Origin of the sequence: Burkholderia sp. SJZ089 (genome assembly GCF_007828315.1) — a bacterium.
Classification (GTDB): domain Bacteria; phylum Pseudomonadota; class Gammaproteobacteria; order Burkholderiales; family Burkholderiaceae; genus Burkholderia; species Burkholderia gladioli.
The window spans coordinates 63,037-86,641 of record NZ_VIUM01000002.1; the positions used below are offsets into that span (position 1 = coordinate 63,037).

General features: G+C 70.6%; 19 protein-coding genes. 10 read left to right on the plus strand and 9 right to left on the minus strand.

What is annotated here, in order from left to right:
- Nucleotides 1-55: 55 nt before the first annotated feature.
- The 5 genes from FB600_RS03390 to FB600_RS03410 all read right to left on the minus strand — a co-directional run bounded on the left by FB600_RS03390 (nucleotide 56) and on the right by FB600_RS03410 (nucleotide 5,631).
- Nucleotides 56-1,417, minus strand: a complete 1,362-nt coding sequence (locus tag FB600_RS03390) for a sensor histidine kinase (protein ID WP_145756264.1) — start codon at nucleotides 1,415-1,417, stop codon at nucleotides 56-58.
- Nucleotides 1,410-2,087: a response regulator gene (locus tag FB600_RS03395; protein WP_025096935.1), complete on the minus strand. Its 678-nt coding sequence runs from the start codon at nucleotides 2,085-2,087 to the stop codon at nucleotides 1,410-1,412. Before FB600_RS03395 ends, FB600_RS03390 begins: the two co-directional genes overlap by 8 nt.
- A gap of 21 nt (nucleotides 2,088-2,108) precedes the next feature.
- Complete coding sequence (locus FB600_RS03400; protein ID WP_046577486.1) at nucleotides 2,109-3,404, minus strand: MFS transporter; 1,296 nt, start codon at nucleotides 3,402-3,404, stop codon at nucleotides 2,109-2,111.
- Nucleotides 3,405-3,553: 149 nt separating this feature from the next.
- Nucleotides 3,554-4,543, minus strand: a complete 990-nt coding sequence (locus tag FB600_RS03405; protein ID WP_098153628.1) for a quinone oxidoreductase family protein — start codon at nucleotides 4,541-4,543, stop codon at nucleotides 3,554-3,556.
- Between the two features lie 50 nt (nucleotides 4,544-4,593).
- Nucleotides 4,594-5,631, minus strand: coding sequence for an ABC transporter substrate-binding protein (locus FB600_RS03410; protein ID WP_145756265.1), 1,038 nt, complete (start codon nucleotides 5,629-5,631; stop codon nucleotides 4,594-4,596).
- Nucleotides 5,632-6,201: 570 nt separating this feature from the next.
- On the opposite strand from FB600_RS03410, the gene FB600_RS03415 reads away from it, so the two are divergent.
- The 5 genes from FB600_RS03415 (at nucleotide 6,202) to FB600_RS03435 (ending at nucleotide 10,955) form a co-directional block, all read left to right on the plus strand.
- Nucleotides 6,202-7,056 carry a helix-turn-helix domain-containing protein gene (locus tag FB600_RS03415; RefSeq protein ID WP_145756266.1) on the plus strand — a complete coding sequence of 285 codons (855 nt, stop codon included), beginning with the start codon at nucleotides 6,202-6,204 and terminating at the stop codon, nucleotides 7,054-7,056.
- 60 nt (nucleotides 7,057-7,116) lie between these two features.
- Nucleotides 7,117-7,644, plus strand: a complete 528-nt coding sequence (locus tag FB600_RS03420) for a GNAT family N-acetyltransferase (protein WP_096750241.1) — start codon at nucleotides 7,117-7,119, stop codon at nucleotides 7,642-7,644.
- 357 nt (nucleotides 7,645-8,001) lie between these two features.
- Complete coding sequence (locus tag FB600_RS03425) at nucleotides 8,002-9,237, plus strand: MFS transporter (protein WP_105819336.1); 1,236 nt, start codon at nucleotides 8,002-8,004, stop codon at nucleotides 9,235-9,237.
- A gap of 58 nt (nucleotides 9,238-9,295) precedes the next feature.
- On the plus strand, nucleotides 9,296-9,709 hold the full coding sequence (locus tag FB600_RS03430; RefSeq protein ID WP_186011020.1) for a GlcG/HbpS family heme-binding protein: 414 nt from the start codon (nucleotides 9,296-9,298) through the stop codon (nucleotides 9,707-9,709).
- Between the two features lie 319 nt (nucleotides 9,710-10,028).
- Nucleotides 10,029-10,955, plus strand: coding sequence for a LysR family transcriptional regulator (locus tag FB600_RS03435; RefSeq protein WP_025096922.1), 927 nt, complete (start codon nucleotides 10,029-10,031; stop codon nucleotides 10,953-10,955).
- A gap of 231 nt (nucleotides 10,956-11,186) precedes the next feature.
- On the opposite strand, the gene FB600_RS03440 is transcribed toward FB600_RS03435, so the two are convergent.
- Together FB600_RS03440 and FB600_RS03445 are read right to left on the minus strand one after the other, a co-directional pair.
- Nucleotides 11,187-12,011, minus strand: a complete 825-nt coding sequence (locus tag FB600_RS03440; RefSeq protein WP_098153622.1) for a phosphate/phosphite/phosphonate ABC transporter substrate-binding protein — start codon at nucleotides 12,009-12,011, stop codon at nucleotides 11,187-11,189.
- Nucleotides 12,012-12,029: 18 nt separating this feature from the next.
- Nucleotides 12,030-13,130 carry a porin gene (locus FB600_RS03445; RefSeq protein WP_098153621.1) on the minus strand — a complete coding sequence of 367 codons (1,101 nt, stop codon included), beginning with the start codon at nucleotides 13,128-13,130 and terminating at the stop codon, nucleotides 12,030-12,032.
- 356 nt (nucleotides 13,131-13,486) lie between these two features.
- Here FB600_RS03445 and FB600_RS03450 point away from each other — a divergent pair, with 356 nt between their 5' ends.
- A complete protein-coding gene (locus tag FB600_RS03450; RefSeq protein ID WP_098153620.1) occupies nucleotides 13,487-14,419 on the plus strand; it encodes an ABC transporter substrate-binding protein in 933 nt (310 codons plus the stop codon).
- Nucleotides 14,420-14,501: 82 nt separating this feature from the next.
- Complete coding sequence (locus FB600_RS03455) at nucleotides 14,502-15,524, plus strand: fatty acid desaturase (RefSeq protein ID WP_145756267.1); 1,023 nt, start codon at nucleotides 14,502-14,504, stop codon at nucleotides 15,522-15,524.
- Between the two features lie 30 nt (nucleotides 15,525-15,554).
- Here FB600_RS03455 and FB600_RS03460 read toward each other — a convergent pair whose 3' ends face one another.
- Nucleotides 15,555-16,184 (minus strand): hypothetical protein, encoded by a 630-nt coding sequence (locus FB600_RS03460; protein WP_145756268.1) that lies wholly within the window; start codon nucleotides 16,182-16,184, stop codon nucleotides 15,555-15,557.
- 227 nt (nucleotides 16,185-16,411) lie between these two features.
- Nucleotides 16,412-18,028, minus strand: a complete 1,617-nt coding sequence (locus FB600_RS03465) for an MFS transporter (RefSeq protein WP_098153618.1) — start codon at nucleotides 18,026-18,028, stop codon at nucleotides 16,412-16,414.
- Between the two features lie 107 nt (nucleotides 18,029-18,135).
- On the opposite strand from FB600_RS03465, the gene FB600_RS03470 reads away from it, so the two are divergent.
- The 3 genes from FB600_RS03470 (at nucleotide 18,136) to FB600_RS03480 (ending at nucleotide 23,593) form a co-directional block, all read left to right on the plus strand.
- Nucleotides 18,136-19,011 (plus strand): LysR family transcriptional regulator, encoded by an 876-nt coding sequence (locus FB600_RS03470; protein ID WP_096750233.1) that lies wholly within the window; start codon nucleotides 18,136-18,138, stop codon nucleotides 19,009-19,011.
- Between the two features lie 179 nt (nucleotides 19,012-19,190).
- Nucleotides 19,191-20,162, plus strand: coding sequence for a hypothetical protein (locus FB600_RS03475; RefSeq protein ID WP_098153617.1), 972 nt, complete (start codon nucleotides 19,191-19,193; stop codon nucleotides 20,160-20,162).
- A gap of 281 nt (nucleotides 20,163-20,443) precedes the next feature.
- The gene (locus FB600_RS03480; RefSeq protein ID WP_098153616.1) at nucleotides 20,444-23,593 is read left to right on the plus strand and encodes a transglycosylase domain-containing protein; all 3,150 of its coding nucleotides are present in this window, start codon (nucleotides 20,444-20,446) and stop codon (nucleotides 23,591-23,593) included.
- Nucleotides 23,594-23,605 lie beyond the last annotated feature (12 nt).

Sequence of the window (23,605 nt, forward strand, 5' to 3'; positions counted from 1 at the left end):
AGCGGCACGAAGCGCGCGGACGAACGCGGGCGCCCGGAAGGCACCCTCGACCCGCTCAGGCGAGCGGAAACTCCGCCACCACCACCAGCCCGCGCCCGGGCTCGCCGTCCTCGAGCCGCAGCGTGGCGCGATGCGCGCGCGCGATCTCGCGCACGATCGCCAGCCCCAGCCCGCTGCCCGGTTGCGGCGAGGCACGGAAGAACGGCTCGAACACCTTCTCGCGCAGGGCGGGCTCGATGCCGGCGCCCTCGTCGCGCACGCGCAGGCGCACCGCGCCCGGCAGCGGTTCGAGCGAGACCGTCACCGTGCCGCCTTCCGGCGAATAGCGGATCGCGTTGTCCACCAGGTTGAACACCAGCACCGACAGCAGTTGCTCGTTGCCGGACACGGCCACTTCGCCCCCCTCGCCCAGCGTCGCGACGAGCTCGACCCGGCGGCGCTGCGCCAGCAGCGCCAGTTGCTCGATGGTGGCGGTCGCCACCTCGCGCAGGTCGACCTCGACGCCCGGGTATTGCGCGTAATCGGCGGCCTCGGCCTGGGCCAGCGTCAGCAGCTGGTTGGTCAGCGCGACCAGCGAGCGGTTGCTGCGGTGCATCGCCTTGAGGGTGTCCTGCACCTGGGCCGGATCGCTCTGCCGCCGCGCGTACTGCAGCTGGGTGCCGAGCAGGGTGAGCGGCGTGCGCAACTGGTGCGCGGCATCGGCGATGAAGCGCCGCTGCATGGCGGTCTGCTTCTCGATGATCTCCAGGCACTGGTTGAAGGCGCCGACGATCGGCCGCAACTCGCTGCGCAGCGGCTCGAGCTGGATGCGCACCGAGGAGGTCAGCACGCGCTCGGGCATGCGCCGCGCGAGCCGCGCCAGCGGCCGCAGCTCGAGCGTGAGCCCGAGGCAGACCAGCACCACGGCGATCGTCAGGATGGCGGAGAAGTAGAACATCTGCGGCCGCCACAGCGCCTGCACCAACGCATCGCGCTCGTGCAGGGTGCGTCCCACCGAGATCACCACGCGCCGCGTGACGCCGGCGTCGTACATCGGCCGGATCACCGACACGGCGCGCACCGGCTCGCCGTTCATCACCGCGTCGTACCACTTGGGCGACACGTCGGGCACGGTCTGCGGGAAGTCCGAGGTGCCGGCGATCATCGGCCCGTCCACCTCCTGCACGCGGAAGAACACCTGGTCCTCGCGCGCGGTGCTGAGGATCTCGATCGCGCTCGGCGAGATCGAGGCGCTCAGGTCCTTGCCGTCCCAGCCGACGTTGCCGGCCATCACGCGCGCGGCCGACAGCAGCACCTCGTCCTGCAGCAGGTTGGCGGTGCGCCAGGCATTGCTGCGCGTGATCAGCCCGGCCGCGACGATGAACACCGTCATCGGCAGCGCCAGCCACAGCAGCAGCCTGACGCGCAGGCTATTCATCGGCGGCGCCGTCCTCGAGCAGGTAGCCCAGCCCGCGCAGCGTGATGATGGTGGCGCTGCTGGCCTCCAGCTTCTTGCGCAGCCGCGACACGTAGATCTCGATCGCGTCCTCGCTGGTCGGCGCGTCGGCGGCGCTGACCGATTCGGCCAGGGTGGTCTTGGAGACGGTCTTCTTGGCGCGCAGGATCAGCGCCTCGAGCACCGCGTGCTCGCGCGGCGTGAGCACCAGCGGCGCGTCGTCGACGGCGAACTGCAGGCGGTCCATGTCGTAGACCAGGTTGCCGCAGCGCAGCCGGTTCGAGCGCGAGGGCGCCTGGCGCCGCGCCAGCACCTTGATGCGCGCCACCAGCTCGCGCGCGTCGAAGGGCTTGACGATGTAGTCGTCGGCGCCGGCGCCGAGGCAGACCACCTTCTCGTCCACCGCGCCGGTGGCCGTCAGGATCAGCACCGGGGTGGCGTCGCCGCGCTCGCGCATGCGGCGCAGCACGGTCTTGCCCGACATGCCGGGCAGGTTCAGGTCGAGCAGCACCACGTCGTAGGCCGAGGCGCGCAGCGCGTCCTCGGCCGCCTCGCCGCTCGACACGCGGTCGAGCATGAAGCCGTCGTCCGTCAGCGTCATCGCCAGCCAGTGCGCCAGCTCTTCATTGTCCTCGACGAGCAGCAGCCTCACGCCTTCTCCTTGTCACTCCGCTCACGCGAGCTTGTACTGCTCCCGGGCGCCCTTGGTCCGGTACAGCAGCAGCGTCGCAATCATGCCGCACACGGCGGCCACGCCCATCCAGGCGCCCGGCGCGGCCTTGTCGCCGGTGGCATGGATCAGCCAGGTCGAGATCGCCGGCGTGAAGCCGCCGATCATGGTGGCCAGACTATAGGCCATCGAGAAGCCGGTGGTGCGCACCTTCACCGGCATCAGCTCGGTCAGCGCCACCACCATCGCGCCGTTGTACCACGCATAGAGCAGGGAGAGCCACAGCTCGACGGCCAGCAGCTTGCCGAACGAGGGGCCGGCCACCAGCCACTGCATGGCCGGATAGGCGGTGAACACGGTCAGCAGCGTGAAGGCGAGCATCACCGGGCGGCGGCCGAAGCGGTCCGACACGGCGCCCGAGATCGGCAGCCAGACGAAGTTCGAGATGCCCACGCAGGCCGTCACCAGCAGCGCGTCGAACGAGGACATCTTCAGCACCACCTTGCCGAAGGTCGGCGTGTAGGCGGTGATCAGGTAGAACGAGGTGGTGGTCATGATCACCAGGCCCATGCCGGCGAGGATCAGCCCGAAGTTGGCGAAGATCGCGCGGGTGATCTCGCCGATGCCCGGATGGTGCTTGCGCGCCACGAACTCGTCGGATTCCTGCAGGGTGCGGCGGATGTAGAACAGGAACGGCACGATCAGGCAGCCGATCACGAAGGGCACGCGCCAGCCCCAGCTGGTCATCTCCTGGGCCGGCACCACCGAGTTCAGCAGCACGCCGAGCGAGGCCGCGAACACCACCGCCACCTGCTGGCTGGCCGACTGCCAGGAGCAGTAGAAGCCGCGGTTGCCCTTGGTGGCGATCTCGGCCAGGTAGACCGACACGCCGCCGAGCTCGGCGCCGGCCGAGAAGCCCTGCAGCAGCCGCCCGAACAGCACGATGGCCGGCGCGACCAGGCCGATGGCGTGATAGCTCGGCACGAAGGCCACGCACATGGTGCCGATCGCCATCAGCGCGAGCGACAGGATCAGCCCCTTGCGGCGGCCGTGGCGGTCCATGTAGGCGCCCAGCACGATGGCGCCGATCGGGCGCATCAGGAAGCCCGCGCCGAACACCGAGAAGGCCAGCATCAGCGAGACGAACTCGTTGCCGGCCGGGAAGAAGGTGGCGGCGATGGCGGCCGCGTAGTAGCCGTAGACCGTGAAGTCGTACATCTCCAGGAAGTTGCCGCTGACCGCGCGGAACACCGAACGCGCCCTGGATTCGCGACGCTCGACGGAACTGACTGCTGACATGGTGGGGACTTCCTCGCGACTCGCGCATGGTGCCGCGGCGGCCCGGCGGGCTGCGGTTGCGGCGGAAAACGGTTGAAACGGTTGAAACGGTTGAAACGGTTGAAACGGTTGAAACGGAACGACAACGAAAACCCGGGGCGGGCAGCGGCTCAGCCGATCCGCATCACCGCCTTGCCGAGCTGGCGACGCTCCTCGAGCGCCGCGTGGGCCAGCTCGACGTCGTCGAGCGTGTAGCGGCCGTTGATCTCGATCGACAGCGCGCCCTCGGCCAGCGCGGCGAAGATTTCGTCGGCGCGGCGCTGCACGGTGTCGCCGTCGGCCAGGTGGTCGGCCAGGCGCGGGCGCGTCAGGAACAGCGAGCCGGCCTCGCCCAGTTCGTAGGGATCGAGATCGTTCAGCGAGCCGGCCACCGCGCCGTAGTTCACCACCAGCCCGCGCACGCGCGTGGCGCGGAAGCTGTCGCGCAGCGTCGGCCGGCCGACCGCGTCGAACACCACGTCCACGCCGCGGCCGTCGGTCAGTTCGCGCACGCGATCGGCGAAGCGGCCGTCCTCGTAGAGCATCACGTGGTGGGCGCCGTGCGCCTTCGCCACGGCGGCCTTCTCGGCACTGCTGGTGGTGGCGAACACGGTCGCGCCGCGGCGCCGCGCGAGCTGCACCAGCAACTGGCCGATCCCGCCCGAGGCCGCGTGGACCAGGCAGGTGCTGCCGGCGCGGATGTCGGCCACGTCGTCGAGCAGATAGTGCGCGGTCGAGCCCTGGAAGATCGCGGCGGCGGCCAGGTCGAGCGCGATCGCCTCGGGCACGTGAGCGAGGCGCACGGCCGGCACCACGGCGTACTCGGCATAGGCGCCCCAGGCGATGCACCAGGCCACCCGCTGGCCCGGCTCGAAACCGCTCGCGCCGGGGCCGGCCCGCACCACCTCGCCCGCGCCTTCCATGCCGAGCGTGCAGGGGATCCGCACCGGGTAGGTCCGCGAATCGCGGTACTTGCCCTGGCGCGTGTGCACGTCCATGAAATTGACGCCGGCATAGGCCAGCTTCACCAGCACCTCGCCGGGGCCCGGCTGGGGCACCGCCATCTCGACGCGCCGCAGGACCTCCGGTCCGCCGTACTGCTCGATACGAATCGCTTTCATGCTGCTTCTCATCCGCTTGCCTGCCGTCTTCGCGTCGCCCCTTGCAGGCCTCAGTGGAAGACGTCCCGCTGCGTGCCGTCGACGAAGGAATTCGTATAGGTACGCGACAAGTCGACGTGCCGGGCCATCAGCCCGGTCCCGTTCGACACCAGAACCTTGAGCACCGTCTGAGGCGCATCCTCGGGCATGCGCCCGTCGCTCGAGAACGAGGGCTTGGCCAGCGCCAGCGCGCGCGTGTAGCCGGCGCGGTCGGCGCCGGTCACGCTGTCGGGCAGGATCGACACGACCTGCTCGGCGCTGTGCGTATCGAGGTAGCGCAGCGCGCGCACCAGGGCCTGCACCAGGCGCTGGGTCTGGTCGCGATGCGCGAGCACCCAGCTGCGGCGCAGGTACAGGCAGGCGCCCACATAGGTGCCGCCGAGCTGGGCGCGCGTGCCCTCGACGCTGCGCAGGTCGACCAGCACGCGCGCGGCGCCGCTCGACAGCAGGCGCGTGGCGGTCGGCTCCTCGACCATGCCGGCGTCGATCGTGCCGTGTTCGAGCGCGTCGACGAAACGCGTGTCCGAGGCGAGCGGCACCACCGTGTACTCGCCCGGCGCGATGCCGGCGCGGGTGCTCAGGTAGCGCGTCAGCACCCAGGTGGAGGCGCCGAAGCCGGTCACGCCGAGCCGGCGGCCGCGCGCCTCGTCGATCGACTGCATCGGCGCGCCGCTGCGCGGCCGCGTGCTGGCCAGCTCGGCCAGGCCCGCGGCGCGCACGAACACGATCACCGACAGCACGTCCTGGCCACGGCTCTGCAGGTCGATGGTGTGATCGTAGAAACCGACCGCGCCGTGGATCGCCCCGGCGATCAGCTCGGTCGAGGTATCGATGCCGGCCGGCACCGACAGGATCCGCACCTCGAGCCCGGCATCGCGGAAATAACCGAGTTGCTGGGCCAGCACGGCGGGCAGGTAGACGATCTTCGACATCCCGCCCATCATCAGCTTGATGGGCTCCGCGCTCGCGCCGGCCGGCACCGCGGCGCACGCGAGGGCGAGCGCGCCGGGCAGCAGCAGGCGAACGAGGTGGCGGACCAGGGAATGCATGGGGATCTGTCTCCTTCTCGCGGCATGCGGGCCGCGCTTCGCGTCCGGTTCCTGAATGCGCCGGATCGTGGCGGGCAAGCCCGCGTCAACGGTGCCCAGTATAAAAATCCGACGCCTTCTGATTCCCTTCAGCGCTTGCGCAGTTTTCTCGGTATTTACCCTCGGCGCGGGTGGCGGCGGGTTCACCGGCAATCGACCCGTTTTTCGGCAGAGTTTATGTCGTTCCACGCCATTTATCCTGTAAATCAACGCCTTTACGGTCACGACCAGCCCGCCGCCGCGCCTGTTCGCGCCGGCGGCGCCTGGATGCCCGACCGGAAACCGACATGATCGACACTCGCCCCCTACGCCGGCCGGCGCACGCGACCGATCGCGGTGCTAGCGGCGCGCGGCGCGGCGGCCTGAAGGCGGAAGGCCGCGGTGCGGCTCGCCGTGCGCTGCCGGGGAAGCAACCGCCAGGGCAGCCAGCACCCGGCCCGGCGCCGCGCTAGAATGCGCCGCAGCGCGTGGCGCCCGCCGCGCGCCGCGGCCGGCGTTGCTCCGCCGCGCCCTGTCCCGGTGACCCCGTCCATGCCCGACTTCGCCCGCCCCGATGCCTCGCGCGACCGTGTCCGTTACGGCCGGCTGCAATCGGCCGGCATCGAGCTGATGCAAACCCACTTCGAGCAACACCGCTTCGTCGCGCATGCGCACGACACCTGGGCGGTGGCCGCCGTGCAGCTCGGCACCAAGGACATCTCGGCGAGCGCGCGCCGCCCGGTGATCGTCGCGCCCGGCGAACTCTATGCGCTGCCGCCGCAAGCCGCGCACGCGGGCCGCTGCATCGACGGCGGCGTGAGCGAATACACCATGTTCTACATCCCCGATGCCGAATGGCGCGCGCGTTGCGCGATGCACGGCGTCGCGCCCGAGCTGTTGCTCACGCCGCGTCGCCACCTCGGCGCGGCCGCGCAGTTCGCGGATTTCGCCGCGCGCCTGTTCACGCAGCCCGAGGCCGTCGCGAGCTGGGACGGGGAATGGTCGCTGTTCTGTGAACGCGTGCTGAAGGCGCTCGGCGCCGGCCAGACGACGGCGCCGCAAGCCGCGCCCGGCGCGCCCGACGTGCGGCTGCGCCGCGCCGCCGATTACCTGCGCAGCTTCCACGATCGCAACGTCTCGCTCGAACGGCTCGCAGGCGAGGCCTCGCTGTCCGTGGCCGAGCTCGGCCGGCGCTTCACGGCGGCCTACGGCCTGAGCCCGCATCGTTATCAACTGGTGCTGCGCCTGGTCGAGGCCAAGCGCCGGCTGCTGGCGGGCGAGCCCTTGCCCGAGGTGGCGGCCGCCACCGGCTTCGCGGACCAGAGCCATATGGGCCGCCATTTCAAGGCCATGTTCGGCATGACGCCCGGCACCCTGGCCGCGCGACGGCGCGCAGGAACGTTCTAGATCGCGAGGCCGCGCGGGCGCTAAGGTTCACGGCATTCTCCACCGTCGAACCAGGGCATCATGTCGTCTTCCGCCACACCGCTCCACCCCGCCGCGCCGCGCATCGTCGCCTTCGAACCCGCCCATGCCGAACCCGCCGTCGCGCTGATCCTGCACGTGCAGAACGTCGAGGGCGGGGTCGGCATCCCCATCGAGGACCAGCCCGACCTGCTCGACATCCCCGCTCACTACGCCGCGACCGGCGGCGGCTTCTGGGTCGCCCTCGATGAAGCCGACCGGGTGGTCGGCACCATCGCCCTGCAGTTGAAGGGCCAGGGCATCGCGGTGATGAAGAAGTTCTTCGTCGCGGCCGCCTGGCGCGGCGCCGATCGCGGCTGCGCCGCGCGCCTGTTCGGCACCCTGCTCGCGCACGCGCGGCAGGCCGGCGTCTCGACCATCGTGCTCGACACGCCGGCGGTCTCCACCCGCTCGCACGCCTTCTACCGGCGCGAGGGTTTCGTGCAGATCGCCGCTCACGACCTGCCCGTCAAATACGATTTCCCCGATCGCAACTCGCTGTTCTTCCGGCTCGATCTCGCGCCACGTTGAGACGAGGGCGGCTCGTCGATGGCGTGCGGCCTGAATCGGCCAGCGAAGAATTCCGGCCGACTCATGCCGATCGGCCCATTCCCGCGGCGACAGGCGGCGCCTTGCGCAGCGGCCAGCGTGATCAGGGCCACTCGGCCCACGTGGCCATCGTCATTGGACGATGGCACGAGCGCGCGCTCGACCTTACCGCCGGCTCGGGCAAGCGCGCATAGACGGCCCCACCATTCAGAATGAATTTTGCTCAACGTTACGTTGATCCGAATTCATTAATTCCAGCGCGTTTCGGCGCTACGATCCGCCGCTTGGGCCCCGCCTCGCGCGAGGCAGGTCCTCTCCACTCGCCGAACCCGCTGCCCCATGTCCTCCGCTTCCGCCATCGCCGACGGCCCGAGCCGCCCCGTCGTCGCGCCGCCCCCGGCGCAGACGCGCCGCGCCCTGTTCGCGCTCGGCGTGGGCGGCTTCGGTATCGGCACCGGCGAATTCGTGATCATGGGCCTGCTGCCTGACGCGGCGCGCGACCTGGCCATCACGATCCCGCAGGCCGGCCACCTGATCAGCATCTACGCGCTCGGCGTGGTGATCGGCGCGCCGCTGCTGGCGATCCTCGGCGCGCGCTGGCCGCGCCGCAGCCTGCTGGTCGGGCTGATGCTGGTGTTCGCGCTCGGCAACCTGGCCAGCGCGATCGCGCCCGGCTTCGGTTCGATGGCGCTGGCGCGGCTGCTGACCGGCTTTCCACATGGCACCTACTTCGGCGTGGCTGCGCTGGTCGCCGCCGGCCTGGTGCCGCGCGAGCGGCGCACCCAGGCAGTGGCGATGGTGCTGCTAGGCCTGACGCTGGCCACCCTGCTGGGCGTGCCGGTGGTGGCCGCGATCGGCCAATGGTTCGGCTGGCGCTGCGCGTTCGCGATCGTGGGCGCGATCGGCGCGCTGACGGCCCTGCTGGTCCGGCTGTGGGTGCCCTTCGTGCCGGGCGACGCGCAGGCCAGCCCGCTGCGCGAGCTGGGCGCGCTGCGCCGCCGGCAGGTGATCCTCACGCTCGGCATCGGCGCGATCGGCTCGGGCGGCCTGTTCTCGGTGTTCAGCTACGTGAAGCCGACCATGACCGAGCTGGCCCACCTGCCCGTCGCGCTGGTGCCGGCGGTGCTCGCGCTGTTCGGCTTCGGCATGGTGACCGGCAACCTGGCCGGCTCGCAGTTCGCCGACCGCGCGCTGGAGAAGACCATCCGCTGGACCCTGCTCTGGGGCGCGTTGGTGATGGGCGCCTATACCTTCACGGCGCACAGCATGCTGCTGGGGCCCGTCAACGTGCTGCTGGTCGGCACCCTGGTGGCGCTGTCGGCAACGCTGCAGACGCGCCTGATGGACGTGGCTGGCGACGCGCAGACGCTGGCCGCCGCGCTCAACCACGCGGCCTTCAATATCGCCAATGCGCTGGGCGCCTGGCTCGGCGGCCTGACCATCGCGGCGGGGCTCGGCTGGTCCTCGACCGGCTGGGTGGGCGCGCTGCTCGCGCTGGCCGGTATCGCCGTGCACGGCTGGGCGCTCGCCGACCAGCGGCGGCGGCCGGCGCCGCAGCCCGCCCCCCGGCACTGACCGCCAGCCCCGAGCCATCGCCGCCCGAACCGATTCCTACGTCATCCGAACCATCGCCATGCTGCCACTCGATCACGCCAACGCCCTCATCGCCGCCGCGACGCACCACGCCCGCGAACACGGCCTGCCGCCCGTCTCGGTGACGGTGGTCGACGCGACCGCCTACCCGGTCGCCTTCGCGCGCATGGACGATTGCTTGCTCGGCGCGATCGACGTGGCCTACCGCAAGGCCCGCACCGCGGCGCTGTTCCGCGCCGACAGCGTCGAGGTGGGCGCGAACTTCCAGCCCGGCGGCCCCGCCTACGCGCTCGAGAACACCAATGGCGGGCTGATCGGTTTCGGCGGCGGCGTGCTGCTGCGCGACGCGCAGGGCCGCGTGCTCGGCGCGATCGGCGTATCGGGGGCGAGCGCCGAGCAGGACCAGGCGATCGCCGAGGCCGCCGCGCGCTCGCTCGCGGCGCTCGCGTCATGAAGCCCGCCGCGGCCTGCGCGTCCCGCCCGCCCTGCGCGGCCGAGCGCGATCGCCACGGCGATCCGGCGCCGGCACGCCCGCCGCGCCCCGACCCGCGCCCGCGCCCGGCGGCGACCACCCCGCGTCGCGCGGCCGGCCACGCCGAAGTTGGTGCACGCCCACTGGGCATGGCCACGGCCGTCGCCGCGGCGTGCGAGGCGGGCGACGGCCATGCGCATTCCACCGCTCGTCGCGATTGACTTCCGATGAACGGCCCTCAAGAATCTGACGGGCAAGCGCGCGGCAACGCGCGCAACCGTCCGTCCCCGAGGACACCACCGTGCCCACCTATAGCCGCAACGACCTGGCCACGCTGAATGCGTTCAGCGTGATCTGCCGCCGCAAGAGTTTCCGGCTTGCCGCCGCGGAACTGGGCGTGACCGCCTCCGCCCTGAGCCACGCGCTGCGCGGCCTGGAGGAGAAGCTCGGCGTGAAGCTGCTGAACCGCACCACGCGCGCGATCTCGCCGACCGATGCCGGCGCCGCGCTGGTGCGCGGCCTCGATCTCGGCTTCGAGCATATCGAGGGCGCGCTGGCCGAGCTGTCCCAGTTCCGCAACACGCCTTCGGGCCTGATCCGCCTGAACGTGCCGCGCGATGCCTCGCAACTGCTGATCAGCCCGATTCTGGGCCGCTACCTGAACCGCTTTCCGAAGTCGCAGATCGAGGTGGTGGTCGACGACGGCATGGTCGACATCGTCAAGGGCGGCTTCGACGCCGGCATCCGCTACGGCCGCAGCGTGCCGCAGGACATGGTGGGGATTCCGCTCACGCCCGATCTCGAATGGGTGCTGGCCGCCTCGCCCGACTACCTGCGCCTGCACGGCACGCCGCGCGAGCCCACCGAACTGCTCGCCCATTCCTGCATCCGCATGCGGCTCGGCGACGAGTCGCTCTATCAATGGGAGCTCGGCACCGGCAAGCGGGCCTGCCGGATCGACGTGCCGGGCCGCGTGATCCTCAACGAGACCGATGCGGTGGTGGAGGCCGCGCTGGCGAGCGTGGGCATCGCCTACTGCCTGAAGCAGCGCATCTCGCGCCATCTCGAGAGCGGCCGGTTGTTGCTGGTGATGTCCGACTGGGCGCCGCCCGTCGAGCCGTTCGTGATGTACTACCCGAGCCGCCGGCAACTATCGGCGAGCCTGGTGCAGCTGGTGCAGATGATCCGCGAGGACCACGGCCTGCCCGAGTTCAAGCGGCCGGGCTGAGGCGCCCCGCGATAGCGACACGTCCTGGCAGTTCCCTTGGCCGCCGCCGCGAGTCGTCTCGCCGTGGCGGTTTTTTTATCGGCGGATCAAGCGACGATGGAAGTGCGAGCGCACAGCAAGACAAGGGCGTGCGCCCGTGGACAAACCTGCGATGACAGCAAACTCGTCGGCACATGCCGGCGCCAGCCGGCAAACGCTGTGGAAAACCACCGAACGCGCGCCTGTGCCGCTTCAGGCCAGCAACGGATAACCCAACGCCGTCGCCTCCTCGGCGAAGCGAGCGATGGTCTCGTAATCGGCGGGCGCGAGCCGTTCGAAGCGCAGCAGGCGCAGCTCGCGCGCGCGGGCCGGGTCCGCCGCCAGCGCCGTGTCGAGCGCCTCGCGCAGCTTCGCGGCCTGCTCCTCGTCGAGCCGGCGCGAAGCGATCAGCGGCAGGCCCGGCGCGCTCGCGGTGGCGCCGATCACGCGAATCGCATCGAGCCGCTCGGGCAGCGCGTCGCGCAGACAGGCAAACGTCACGCAATCGATCGCCGCGCAATCGGCCCGGCCCGCGGCCAGCGCCTCCAGCACCTGGCGATGCGAGCCGAAGGCGGTGGCCGAGGCGAAGAAACGCTCGCCGCGCGCGAGCGGCGCGACGGCATGACGAAATGCATTCATGCCGCTGTGCGAATCCTCGCCGTTATAGGCGGCGCGCAGGCCGCGGCAACCAGCCAGCGTGGTCGCGCCGCCGGCATGCGCGGTGGCCGACACCACCAGCCAGCTCGAATAACGCGCGCCCTCGCAGCCCTCGACGTCGAACACCGGCGTCGCCACCAGATGCGTCAGCGCATCGAGCCCGAGCATGCGGAACGGGTAACCGCAGGTCTGCGACAGCAGCAGGTCCTCGCGGTGCCACAGCGGCAGCAACTCGCCGAAGGGCTCGCCGAGCAGTTCGACCCCGCGCGGGCCACCCGCGCGCGCGAAGGCCGCCAGCGTGTCGGCCAGCAACGCGCGCCAGGCCGCGCCCAGGCGCGGCGTGACGTTGTACATCGGCAACCCGGCGACCCACTGGCTCATGCGTTTGCACTCCCGAGATCAGAAGACATGGCGGATGCCCGCGCGCCCCACCGCCTGCTTCTGGTTCGACGAGGGATTGAAGCCGGCGATCTGCGCCACCGCCGCGTCGCCCGCCGCCTTCTGGTAGGCACCCATCACATAGACCGTGGTGCGCTTGGACAGCGCATATTCTGCGCTCAGGTTGAACTGGTTGTATTTCGGCACGCCGTCCGTGGCGTGATCGCGGCCCGTGGTGTAGGTGTAGCCGGCCGACAGCGTCAGCGCCGGGGTGGGCGTGACGATGGTCGAGATCTCGTAGTTCTGGAAGGTGGCATCGTGGCCGGCGCTGCCCTGCTGGAAGTTGGTGTTGGTGAAGTCCACCAGCAGCTTGACGATCGGCAGCACCTGGTAGGACGCGCCCACCCCGAACACCTTCTGCGCGCGCGCCGCGTTCAGGTAGTCGCCGTAGATCGCGTTGGTGAAGCCGGGATAGTTCTGGTAGCCCTGGGTCGAGACGCCGGGATTGTTGATGCGCAGGTAGCCCACGCCGAAGCCGAACGGGCCGCCCGCGTAGCTGGCGCCGACGCTGAAGGTGGCGTTGTCGGAGAAGCGCCCCGGCTGGCCGCCGAACGCATAGAGCCCGCCGAAGGTGAAGCCGGCCAGGCTCGGGCTGCGGTACTTGACGGCGTTCGCGATCGGGAAGCCGTTGTCGGTGTTGTCCATGTCGTTCGGGTGAGCGAAATAATAACCCCCGACGTTGCCGTTCAGCGTGAAGGGCTCGACGAAGTCGACGATCGAATCCCATTGCCGGCCCAGCGTGAGCGTGCCGTAGCGGGTGTTGCTCAAGCCCACGTAGGCATTGCGCGAGAAACCGAGCCCGCTGCCCAGCCGCCCCGAGTTGATGTCGAAGCCGCTTTCCAGGCGGAAGATCGCCGAGGTGCCGCCGCCCAGGTCCTCGCCGCCGCGCACGCCCCAGCGGCTGCCGGCCGTCACGCCCGAGGCGAGCTGCTGCAGGTGGTGGCCCTGCACGTTGCTGACGAAGTCGACACCGTCCTCGACGATGCCGTAGAGCGTGATGCTGCTTTGCGCATGCGCGCCGGCGGCCGCGGCCAGCGGCAGCGCGAGCAGGATTCTCTTCATTGTGGATGACCCGTTGTTGGAGTGGATTGAAGGTCGTGTCGACGGACGGCCGACTATAAGGATGCCTTGGCATCGTGGCAACCAAGGAATTCCGGATTGGTTTTACGGTTTTGCCGCTGGACGCGCCGCCGGTTTCCTCGTCGATGCCGGCCCGGCGGGCCTCAGCCGGGTAAGGCATGCCGCCAACGAAATGCGGCCTTTCCAATCTGCGGGCCCGTGATAAGCAAATGCGAATCCGTTGATTGGCCGCATGGCGACGATTCGCTAGAGTTCCCATTTCGTCGTGATCACCGCGGACCGCGCCGCTCGACAGGCGCGGCCGATCATCGGGCATTGAGAAGGAATCCGAAACCAAGATGAACCCATCCCCCACGCCGCGCCTCGCCGCGTTCTCCCTGCTGGCCCTCGCCGCCTTCGGCCCCGTCCTGCCCGCGCAGGCCGCCGCGCCGATCGTGGTGTCCTCGAAGATCGACACCGAGGGCAGCCTGCTCGGCCAGTTGATCGCGCAGTCGCTGAAGGCGCACGGCCTGGCGGTGACCGACAAGATCTCGCTGGGCACCACGCCGATCGTGCGCAAGGCGCTGACCACCGGCGAGATCGACATCTATCCCGAGTACACCGGCAACGCCGCGTTCTTCTTCAACAAGGCCGACGACCCGCTCTGGCGCGATGCCGCCCGCGGCTACGCCGCCGCCCGGCAGCTCGACTACCAGGCCAACCACCTGGTATGGCTCACGCCGGCGCCGGCCAGCAATACCTGGGGCGTGGCGCTGCTGGCCGGGCTCGCGAAGGCCAACCATCTGCTCAGCTTCAGCGACTTCGGCAAGTGGGTGACGGCCGGCGGCAAGGTCAAGCTGGTCGCCTCGGCGGAGTTCGTGAACAGCGCCTCGGCCCTGCCCGCCTTCGAGAAGGCCTACGGCTTCAGGCTCAAGCCGGATCAGTTGCTGGTGCTTTCCGGCGGCGACACCGCCGTCACCATCAAGACCGCGGCCAGCCAGACCGACGGCGTGAACGCGGCGATGGTCTACAGCACCGACGGCGCGATCGAGTCGGCCGGCCTGGTGGTGCTCGACGACGACAGGAAGGTGCAGCCCGTCTATGCGCCCACGCCGGTGATCCGCGAGGCGGTGCTGAAGGCGCATCCCGAGATCGACGGCATCCTCAAGCCGGTGTTCGCCAGCCTCGATCTGAAGACGCTGCAGACGCTCAACAACCGGATCCAGCTCAACGGCGAGCCGGCCGCGGGCGTGGCCGCGCAGTACCTGAAGGCCAAGGGTTTCGTCAAATGAGTTCGGGCGCCGGCGAGCGGCGTGTCGTGATCCAAGCCGGCGTGCCGCGTCGCGGCCGCCCGTTCCACCATCTCGTCACGACATGGCCGAATACTTCGATGTAGACCACGCCAATGCCATCGGCCGGCTCGGCGCGCGCTTCACGGCGCGCAGCGAATGGCCCACCTGGCTGCTGATCGTCGCCGTCTATGGCGGCTGGCTCGCCGTGATGTTGCTGCTGCGCGCCGGCACCTTGTCGGTCGTCCTCGCCACGCCGCTGCTGATCCTGATCGCCGCCTGGCACATGTCGCTGCAGCACGAGCTGCTGCACGGCCACCCGACGCGGCGCGAATGGCTCAACCGCCTGCTCGGCTATCCGGCGCTGGCGATCTGGTATCCCTACACGCTCTATCGCGAGGCCCATCTCGCCCATCACCGCGACGACGACCTGACCGTGCCCGGCGTCGACCCGGAAGGCAACTACGTGCCGCGCGGCCAGTGGGCCGGGCTGCCGCGCTGGCTGAAGGCGCTGTGGGTGCTGCGCAAGACCTTTCTCGGCCGGCTGGTGGTGGGACCGCCGATGAGCGTCGGCACCATGCTGGCCAGGGAGTTCGCCAAGGTCCGTCGCGGCGAGCGCGGCACGATCCGGATGTGGGCGACCCATGGCGCCTGCGTGGCGCTGCTGCTGGCCTGGGTGCAATGGGCCGCCGGCATGCCCTGGTGGTGCTACCTGCTCGCCGTCAGTTGGCCCGCGCTGTCGGTGGCGATGATCCGCTCGCTCTACGAGCATCGCGCGGCGGCCCATCCGAAGGCGCGCATCGCGATCAACGAGGCCGGCTTCGCGATGCGCCTGCTCTACCTCAACAACAACTACCACCTGGTGCACCACGACCTGCCCGGCGTGGCATGGTTCGACCTGCCGGCCGCCTACCGGATGCGGCGCGAGGCCTATGTCGAGAAATGCGATGGTTTCCTGATCCGCGGCGGCTACCTGGAATTGCTGCGCCGCCATGCCTGGCGGCCCACCGACGCGCCAGAGCATCCGTTCCGTCATGCGACGGTGGCGATCTCGGGCAGCGGCGGCAGGATCGCGGTGATCGATGGTTGCCTGCAGATCAGCAGTTGAGGGCGCGGCTCACGCATCGCCGCGCCGCCTTCACGGCTTCGCGCAAGCGGTCTCGTCGCGGTTGACGATCTTCAGCATCGAGCGATCGGAGATCATCGCCGAGAAGCGATGCTGCCTGGCGTCGCGCGTGAGCGTGACCAGCAGGTCGCCGCGTCGATAGATGTCGAGCTGCTCGTCGGGCGAGCGCTTGCGGCCGATCAGGCCGGCATAGTCGGCATCGGGCAGGCGCGCGAAGCCGTCGGCGCGCAGCCGCCTGGCGACGCGCTGGGCAGCGTCGCCCGCGTCGGACAGGAAGTACAGCAGCGCGCCGTTGCCCATCAGGCTCTTGACCTGCGAATCCTCCATCCCGAACAGCGCCACGCCGAGCGCCTCGCCGTCGAAGATGCGGCAACTCGGGCCGGTTCGCGACATCTGCAGGTAGCTGCCGTAATGCGGCGTGCACACGCTCTGCGTGGCCGGGTTGGCATCCTCGACGTCGTGCGGGACGGCACGCAGCTCCGTCATCATCTCGCCGACGTTGTGGGTCGGCGTGAAGCGGTCGAGGCCGGGACATTCCGGCAGGCTGGCGGTGTTGTTGATCGAGAAGCCGTAGCCGGCCGCCGAGGCGGCCTGCGCGAGGCAGCCGAACGATACCGCGAGGATCCACTTGTCGAGTTTCATCTGCCTGGGCCGGGCCGGCGCGCGTGGGAAGGCGCGTATTGTCGGGGATCGGCGTGCTTCTGTCGATCGGCCGCCCGTCACGGCCCATTGCCGAAAGCCCTTCGAAATCCGTGCGTCGGCAGCCGCGATCCGACAATAAAAAGACCTCCGGCCCATCGCAGTCGCCACCGACCCGCGATGCCCGGAGGCAAAACACCCTCACCAGGGCGTGACCTCGATCGCCCGCCTCAGCGCGGCACCATCGAAGCCGCCTGCTCGGCGCGCCGCCCGCGCGCCGCGAGCACCCAGACCAGGGCCGCCACCGCGATCGCCAGGCATCCCGCCACCGTCAGCGCGGCTGCGAACCCGCTGGCGAACCCGCCCGGCGCGGCCGCGGCCACCAGCGCCCGCAGCGGCGCCGGCAAGCCGGCGATCGCATGCGCCGGGTCGCCCGCCAGCAGCCTCGACATGAAGGCCGCGTCGAGCTGCGGCCGAACCTGCGGATGGGCCCACAGCGCCGCCTCCAGCGCGCCGTGCGTGCGCGCGGCCAGCACCGCGCCGAGCACGCCGATCGAGGTGACGATGGCCGCGAAGCGCGTGGTGGTGCTGATCCCCGAAGCCATGCCGGTGCGCTCGGGCGGCACGCAGGCCATGATGGCCTTCTGCGTGTCGCCGTTCAGCACGCCGGCGCCGAGCCCCGTCACGACCATGCCGAGCGACACCAGCCCGTAGCCGCCGCCGGCCGCGACGGCCGCCGTCAGCAGGTTGCCGGCGCCCACCAGCAGCAGCCCGGCGGACAGCATCGCGCCGCCCGACAAGCGACGCGACAGGCGCGCGCCGAGGTAGGGCCCGGCCACCATCGCCACCGCGAACGGCAGCATGCCCAGGCCCGCCTGCACGGCGACCCAGCCGAAGGCGTTCTGCAGGTAGAGCGGCAGGAAGGTCATCATCACCTGGGCGCAGGCGGCATAACCGAACATGCCGAGCACGGCGGCCACGAAGCGCGCCTGCGAGAACAGCGCGAGATCGATCATGGCGTGCTCGCGGCGCCGCTCGACCTGCACGAAGGCGGCCAGCAGCAGCGCGCAGGCCGCGAAGCGCGAGAGCGTCGCGGCGCTGCCCCAGCCGGCGCCCTGGCTGCCGATCAGGGCCCAGATGCCGCTCGCCAGCCCGGTGCCGAACAGCGCGCTGCCGAGCACGTCGACACGCCTGGCGCCCACGTGGCGCGACTCGCCCACCGCCTTCCAGGCGCAGCCGAGCAGCACCGCGCAGACCGGCAGGTTCAGCAGGAAGATCCAGCGCCAGCCGATCCATTGCGTGATCACGCCGCCCACCAGCGGCGCCACCGTGGTGGCGATGCCCATCGTCATGCCCCAGATCGCCCAGGCGCGGGCCCGCGCGCGCGGCTCGGGAAAGGCATGGGCGATCACCGCCAGCGCGGCGGTCAGCAGCATCGCCGCGCCGATCCCCTTGGCGGCGCGCGCCAGGTTGAGGAACAGCACCGAGGGCGCCAGTCCGCAGGCCAGCGAGGCCGCCGCGAAGGCCAGCAGGCCCAGCAGCATCATGCGCTTGCGGCCGTAGCGGTCGGCCAGCGCGCCCATCGGCAGCAGGCAGGAAGCGAACGAGACCATGTAGGCGCTCACCACCCATTGCGCGGCGGCGAAACCGGCGTGGAAGGCCCGCGCGATCGAGGGCAGCGAGACCGCCACGATATTGGTGTCGAGCGTGATCAGCGCGCAGGTGGCCGAGGCCGTCGCCAGCAGGAAGGCCGGCGAGGCGCGTCGCGCGCCGGTGGCGGCCGGTGCCGGCCCATGTTCGTGTGCTTGCGCGGGGATCGCGTCCCCGCCTGCCTGCCGCGTCGTCATCGTGGTTCCTCTGGATTCCTTGTCGATCGGAGACGATGCTAAGCAACTGGCTATTTCCCGTCGATATCATAAAATCACAACTTCATTCACGAATCGATTAACACACCGTGAAGCTCGAACTGCGCCATGTCCGCTGCGTGCTGGCCGTCGCCGAGCACCTGCATTTCGCGCGCGCCGCCGAGGCGCTCGGCATCGCGCCGCCCTACCTCACCAAGCAGGTCCAGGAGGCCGAGCGCCTGCTGCAGTTCCGGCTGTTCCAGCGTACCCGGCGCTCGGTGGCGCTGACCCCGGCCGGCAGCGCCTACCTGCCCGAGGCGGCCGCCGCGCTGGCCGCGCTCGGGCGCGCCCACGAACTGGGCCAGCGCGCCGAGCGCGGCGAGATCGGCCGGATCCGGGTCGGCTACGTCGGCTCGGCCGCCTTCACCGGCGTGATGCAGCAGGCCGTGATCGGCTTTCGCCGGCTGCGCCCGCAGGTCGACGTGCAGGTGGCCGAGCTGCCGCTGGTCGAGATCCCGGAGATGCTGGACGAAGGCCGGCTCGACCTCGCCTACGTGCGCCCGCCGGTGGCCTGCCCGGAGGGCATCCAGGCGGTGCGCGTGCATGTCGACGAGTTCGTGGTGGCCCTGCCCGAAGGCTCGCCGCTGGCCGCCTGCGAGGCGATCCAGCCGCGCCAGTTGCGCGATGCGCGCTTCACGGTGCCCGAGCAGGAAGACGGCATGCTGGAGGTGGCGCGGCGCGGCCGCTTCGCGCCGCAGATCGAATCGCGCCCGGGCCGGCTGGTGGAGGTGATCGCGCGCGTCTCGCTGGGCGACACGGTGGCGATCGTGCCGCGCGCCGTGTTCGACTGCGTGACGCTGGCCGGCGTGGTGTGCCGCCCGCTGGCCGGCAAGCCGGTGCCGTCCGAGATCGCCCTGCTGTTTCGCCGGCACGAGCGCTCGCAGGCGGTGCGCGCCTTCCTGCGCCACGCGCGCGGGGACGGCTGAAAGGCGGCAGCCGCGGCCAGGCCGCGCCCGAGGAAGGCGAACGGGATGCAACCTGGACGCCCGGCGGCCGAAGCCGCCTCGCGCTTTCCCCGCTTGTTCGGCGAGGCGCGGCACGCTTATCATCGGACGATCGCCACGCGGCCCTCGCGGCCGCCGTTTCCTGGACCGGTTCGCTCGCCATGCTCGCGCTCCTGCTGCTGATTCCCCTGTTCGCCGGCCTGGTGGCCGGCACCCGACATGGCGTGCTGGCCGGCCTGGCGGCCGGCGCGGTGGCCGCCATCGCCGAGTTGCTGCTGCTGTCGATCGCCGGCGTGGCCGCGCGCCGGCGCGACGCGAAACAGGCCGCGGCCAGGCAGGCCGCGGCGGCCGATGCCGCCGACCTCGAAACGCCGGCTGCGCAAACCACCCAGGCAGCAACCGGCGCCGAGACAATCGATGCGGACGCATCGAAACCCTATGTGCCGCCACCGCCCGCCGCACGCAGTGCCGAGCTGCGTGCGCGCCGCCCCGAGGACCGCACGCGGGCGATCGACCTGCTGCCGAGCCCGCTCGGCAGCCGCCCGGCCTGGCTCGACGGCGACGACGGCCAGCGCCTGCCGGCCTACCTCGGCGCATACGCCAGCTACCAGCGGCTCTCGCTCGATCTCGACCCGCGCTCGACCTCGGCCGCCGCCGTCTACCGCCAGCTCTACGACGGCCTGCGCGAGGCCTGCGCGAAACACGTCGATCTCGAGCTCAACCGCGACGAATCCCAGCCCGACATTGCCCCGATCGACGACCTGCCCGAGCACTTCGACGCAAAGCGGCACGTCGACGACACGCTGTTCGTGGCGTTCCGCACGCGCGACGCGCGCTGGGCCGGCTTCCGGCTCGGCCGCGACAGCTTCCGCCTGCCGCTCGAGCGACTGTGCGGCTTCGCGCTGAACGTCGGGATCCCGGCCAAGGGACCGGGCGGCTACGAGATCGAGACGATCTTCGATCGCCCGCGCCGCGATACCGAGGCCGACGCGCAATGGCAATCGCACGGCAGCACCTTCCAGCCCTCGCTGCCCTATGCCGACCGCCACTCCTTCGCCCTGCTGCATGCGCTGAGCACCGCCGCGCAATTGTTCGACGTGCGGCTCGCCAGCTCGACCTTCTCGGACTGCTGAACAAGCGGCGCGCCCTGGCCTTGCATGCACGAACATGGGCGCCGTGAACCGCTTCCGGTGAGACGTCCCGAGCGCGTCGCGCCGCGCTCGAAATCCGCCCCCAATTCCCCGCCCAGGGCACCCGCCAGCGGCCCTCGCCGAGGTCAAGCCGCCCGCGAAACCACGGGGTTGCATCCGCGTCACAGTCCGGTATTTTCCGCAGCACGCGCCGCCTGATTCAGGTCTACACTGCTTGCAATGCGGCGCGAGGGTCGGACGATTTGCGCCGTCGGGGAGATGCCATGAATCGGCCCGTCATTCGGATCCCGCTGCGCGCCACCAGCCCCGTGCCGGTCTGGAAGCGCGTGAAATGGTTGCTCATCGCGGCCGTGCTGATCGCACTGGTCGTGGTGGTCAGGCTTTGCCAGATCGAATTCGCGACCTCGCGATGGCAGGCCCGCTATCTCTCCAGCCTGGCCGGCGACGTCGGCTACACGGTCGGCGCCGGCCCCAGCGACAGCATCCGCTATCCGCTCGACGGGCCCTACGACACCCGCCTCGGTTACTCCCAGCTACCCGCCTTCGAGCAGCGCCTCGCCGCGCGCGGCTACAGCATCGCGGCGCAGGCACGCGGCTCCGAGCGCCTGCTCTCGCTGGCCGACGAAGGCCTGTTCCTGCCATACGACGAGAAGGACCAGGCCGGCCTCACGCTGCGCGACGCGAGCGGCGCGCCGATCTACGACGCCACCTTCCCGCATCGCGTCTATGCCGATTTCGATGCCATCCCGCCGCTGGTGGTGCGCTCGCTGCTGTTCATCGAGGATCGCTACCTGCTCGACCCCGACGCGCCGAACCGCAACCCGGCGATCGACTGGCGCCGCTTCGGGCGCGCGCTGTCCGACCAGGCGCTGCGCTTGGTGAACCGTCATCAGTCGACGCCGGGCGGCAGCACGCTCGCCACCCAGATCGAGAAGTTCCGCCACTCGCCCGACGGACGCACCGCCACGCCGCCCGAGAAACTCCGGCAGATCGCCTCGGCCTCGATCCGCGCCTACCTGGACGGCCCGCAGACCATGCCGGCGCGCCGCCAGATCGTGGTGCGCTACCTGAACTCGGTGCCGCTCGCGGCGCGCGCCCACGTGGGCGAGGTGACCGGGCTCGGCGACGGCCTGGCCGCCTGGTACGGCCGCGACTTCCGCGAGGTGAACCGCATCCTGTCCGCGCCGCCGAGCGACGCGAACCGCGACGAGCAGGCGCTGGCCTATCGCGAGGTGCTGTCGCTGCTGATCGCGCAGCGCGCGCCGTCGTTCTTCCTCAACCGCGGTTACGCCGACCTGCAGAAGCTGACCGACAGCTACCTGCGCCTGCTCGCCTCCGAAGGCGCGATCTCGCCGGCGCTGCGCGACGCGGCGCTGGCCGCGCGAATCGAGCGCCACGCCGCGCCCATGCCGCCGGCCGAAGCCTCCTACGTGACGCGCAAGGCGGTGACCTCGACGCGCTCGCGACTGCTCGGCGCGCTCGGGCTGTCGAGCGTCTACCAGCTCGACCGGCTCGACCTCGACGCCACCGTCACGCTCGACAACGCCGTGCAGCAGGCCGTAGCCGACAAGCTGGCGGCCGTCACCACCCGCGACGGCGCCCGCGAGGCGGGCCTGGTCGGCTTCCAGATGCTGCGCCCCGGCGACGACCCCTCGAAGATCTCCTACAGCTTCACGCTCTACGAACGCCAGGGCGGCGCGAACCTGCTGCGGGTGCAGACCGACAGCGTCGACCAGCCCTTCGACGTCAATCGCGGCGCGCGCCTGAACCTCGGCTCGACCGCCAAGATGCGCACCGTGGTGACCTACCTGCAGATCGTCTCGCGCCTGCACCACGACTACGCGGGCATGTCGAACGAGGAACTCAAGCGCGTGCAGCCCGACCCGCAGGACGCGCTCACGCGCTGGGCGCTGGACTACCTGGCGAACACGCGCGAGCGCTCGCTCACGGCGATGCTCGACGCCGCGCTCGATCGCAAGTATTCGGCCTCGGCCGGCGAGACCTTCTACACCGGCGGCGGCGCGCAGACCTTCACCAATTTCGACAAGAGCGAGAATGGCCAGATCCTGACCATCCGCCTGGCCTTCCGCAATTCGGTGAACCTGGTGTTCGTGCGGATGATGCGCGACATCGTGCGTTACGAGATGATCCAGACCTCGGGCCTGTCCTCGCAGTGGCTCGGCGATCCGGCCTTGCGCGCGCAGTACCTCGGGCAGTTCGTCGACCAGGAGAGCCGCGTCTACGTGAAGCGCTTCTACACGAAGTACGCGGGCAAACCGGCCGACGACGCGCTCGCCCTGATGCTCAAGACCGTGCGCAAGACGCCGCCCAAGGTGGCCACCGTGCTACGCAGCGTGGCGCCCGAGGCGCCGCGGCCGTGGTTCGACGCGAACATGCGCGGCGCGCTGAAGAACACGCCGGCTGCGGGCCTCACCGACGAGGATCTCGGCAAGCTCTACGCGAAGTACGGCGCCGATCGCTTCAACCTCAACGATCGCGCCTATATCGCCAGCGTCCACCCGCTCGCGCTCTGGACCCTCGCCTACCTGCGCGAGCATCCCGACGCGACGCTCGACACCGTGCAGAACGCCAGCCACGACGTGCGCATCGCCGCCTACTCCTGGCTCTACAAGACCCGGTACCACGCCACCCAGGATCGCCGCATCCGCCGCATGGTCGAGCTGCGCGCCTACCAGGAGATCGGCCGGTCATGGCAGGCGCTCGGTTATCCGTTCGCGGCGCTCACGCCTTCCTACGCGGCCGCGATCGGCGCCTCGGGCGACCAGCCCGATTCGCTGGCGCGGCTGATCGGCCTGATCGGCAACGGCGGCGCGCAGATGCCGACCGAAAGCATCGCGCGGCTCGACTTCGCCAAGGACACGCCTTATGAGACGCGCTTCGTGCATGCGGGCACGCCGCCGCATCAGTTGATCTCGCCCGAGATCGCGGCGGCGGTGCAGCCGATGCTGCGCGACGTGGTGGCCAACGGCACCGGCAAGCGGCTCGCGCAGGGCCTGAGCTTCTCGGATGGCAAGACGCTGGAGGTCTATGGCAAGACCGGCACCGGCGACCAGCGCTTCAACGTCTACGCGCCGGGCGCGCGGCTGATCGAGTCGCGCAAGGTCAATCGCAGCGCGACCTTCGTGTTCGGGATCGGCGACCGCTTCTTCGGGGTCCTCACCGCCAACGCGCACGAGCCTTACGCGGCGCGCTACGAATACACCAGCGCGCTGGCGGTGCAACTGCTGAAGTCGCTCACGCCGGCCCTGCAGCCGCTGGTCGACGCGCCGCCGCGACCGATCGATGCCACCACCAAGGCCGACAAGGGCGCGCGTCCGGCGCAGCTCAGCGGCAACGGCGCTGGCGAGGCGGCACCGGCCATGGCCGCGGCGAAGGCAGCCGCGCAAGGCTGATCGCGCCGAAAA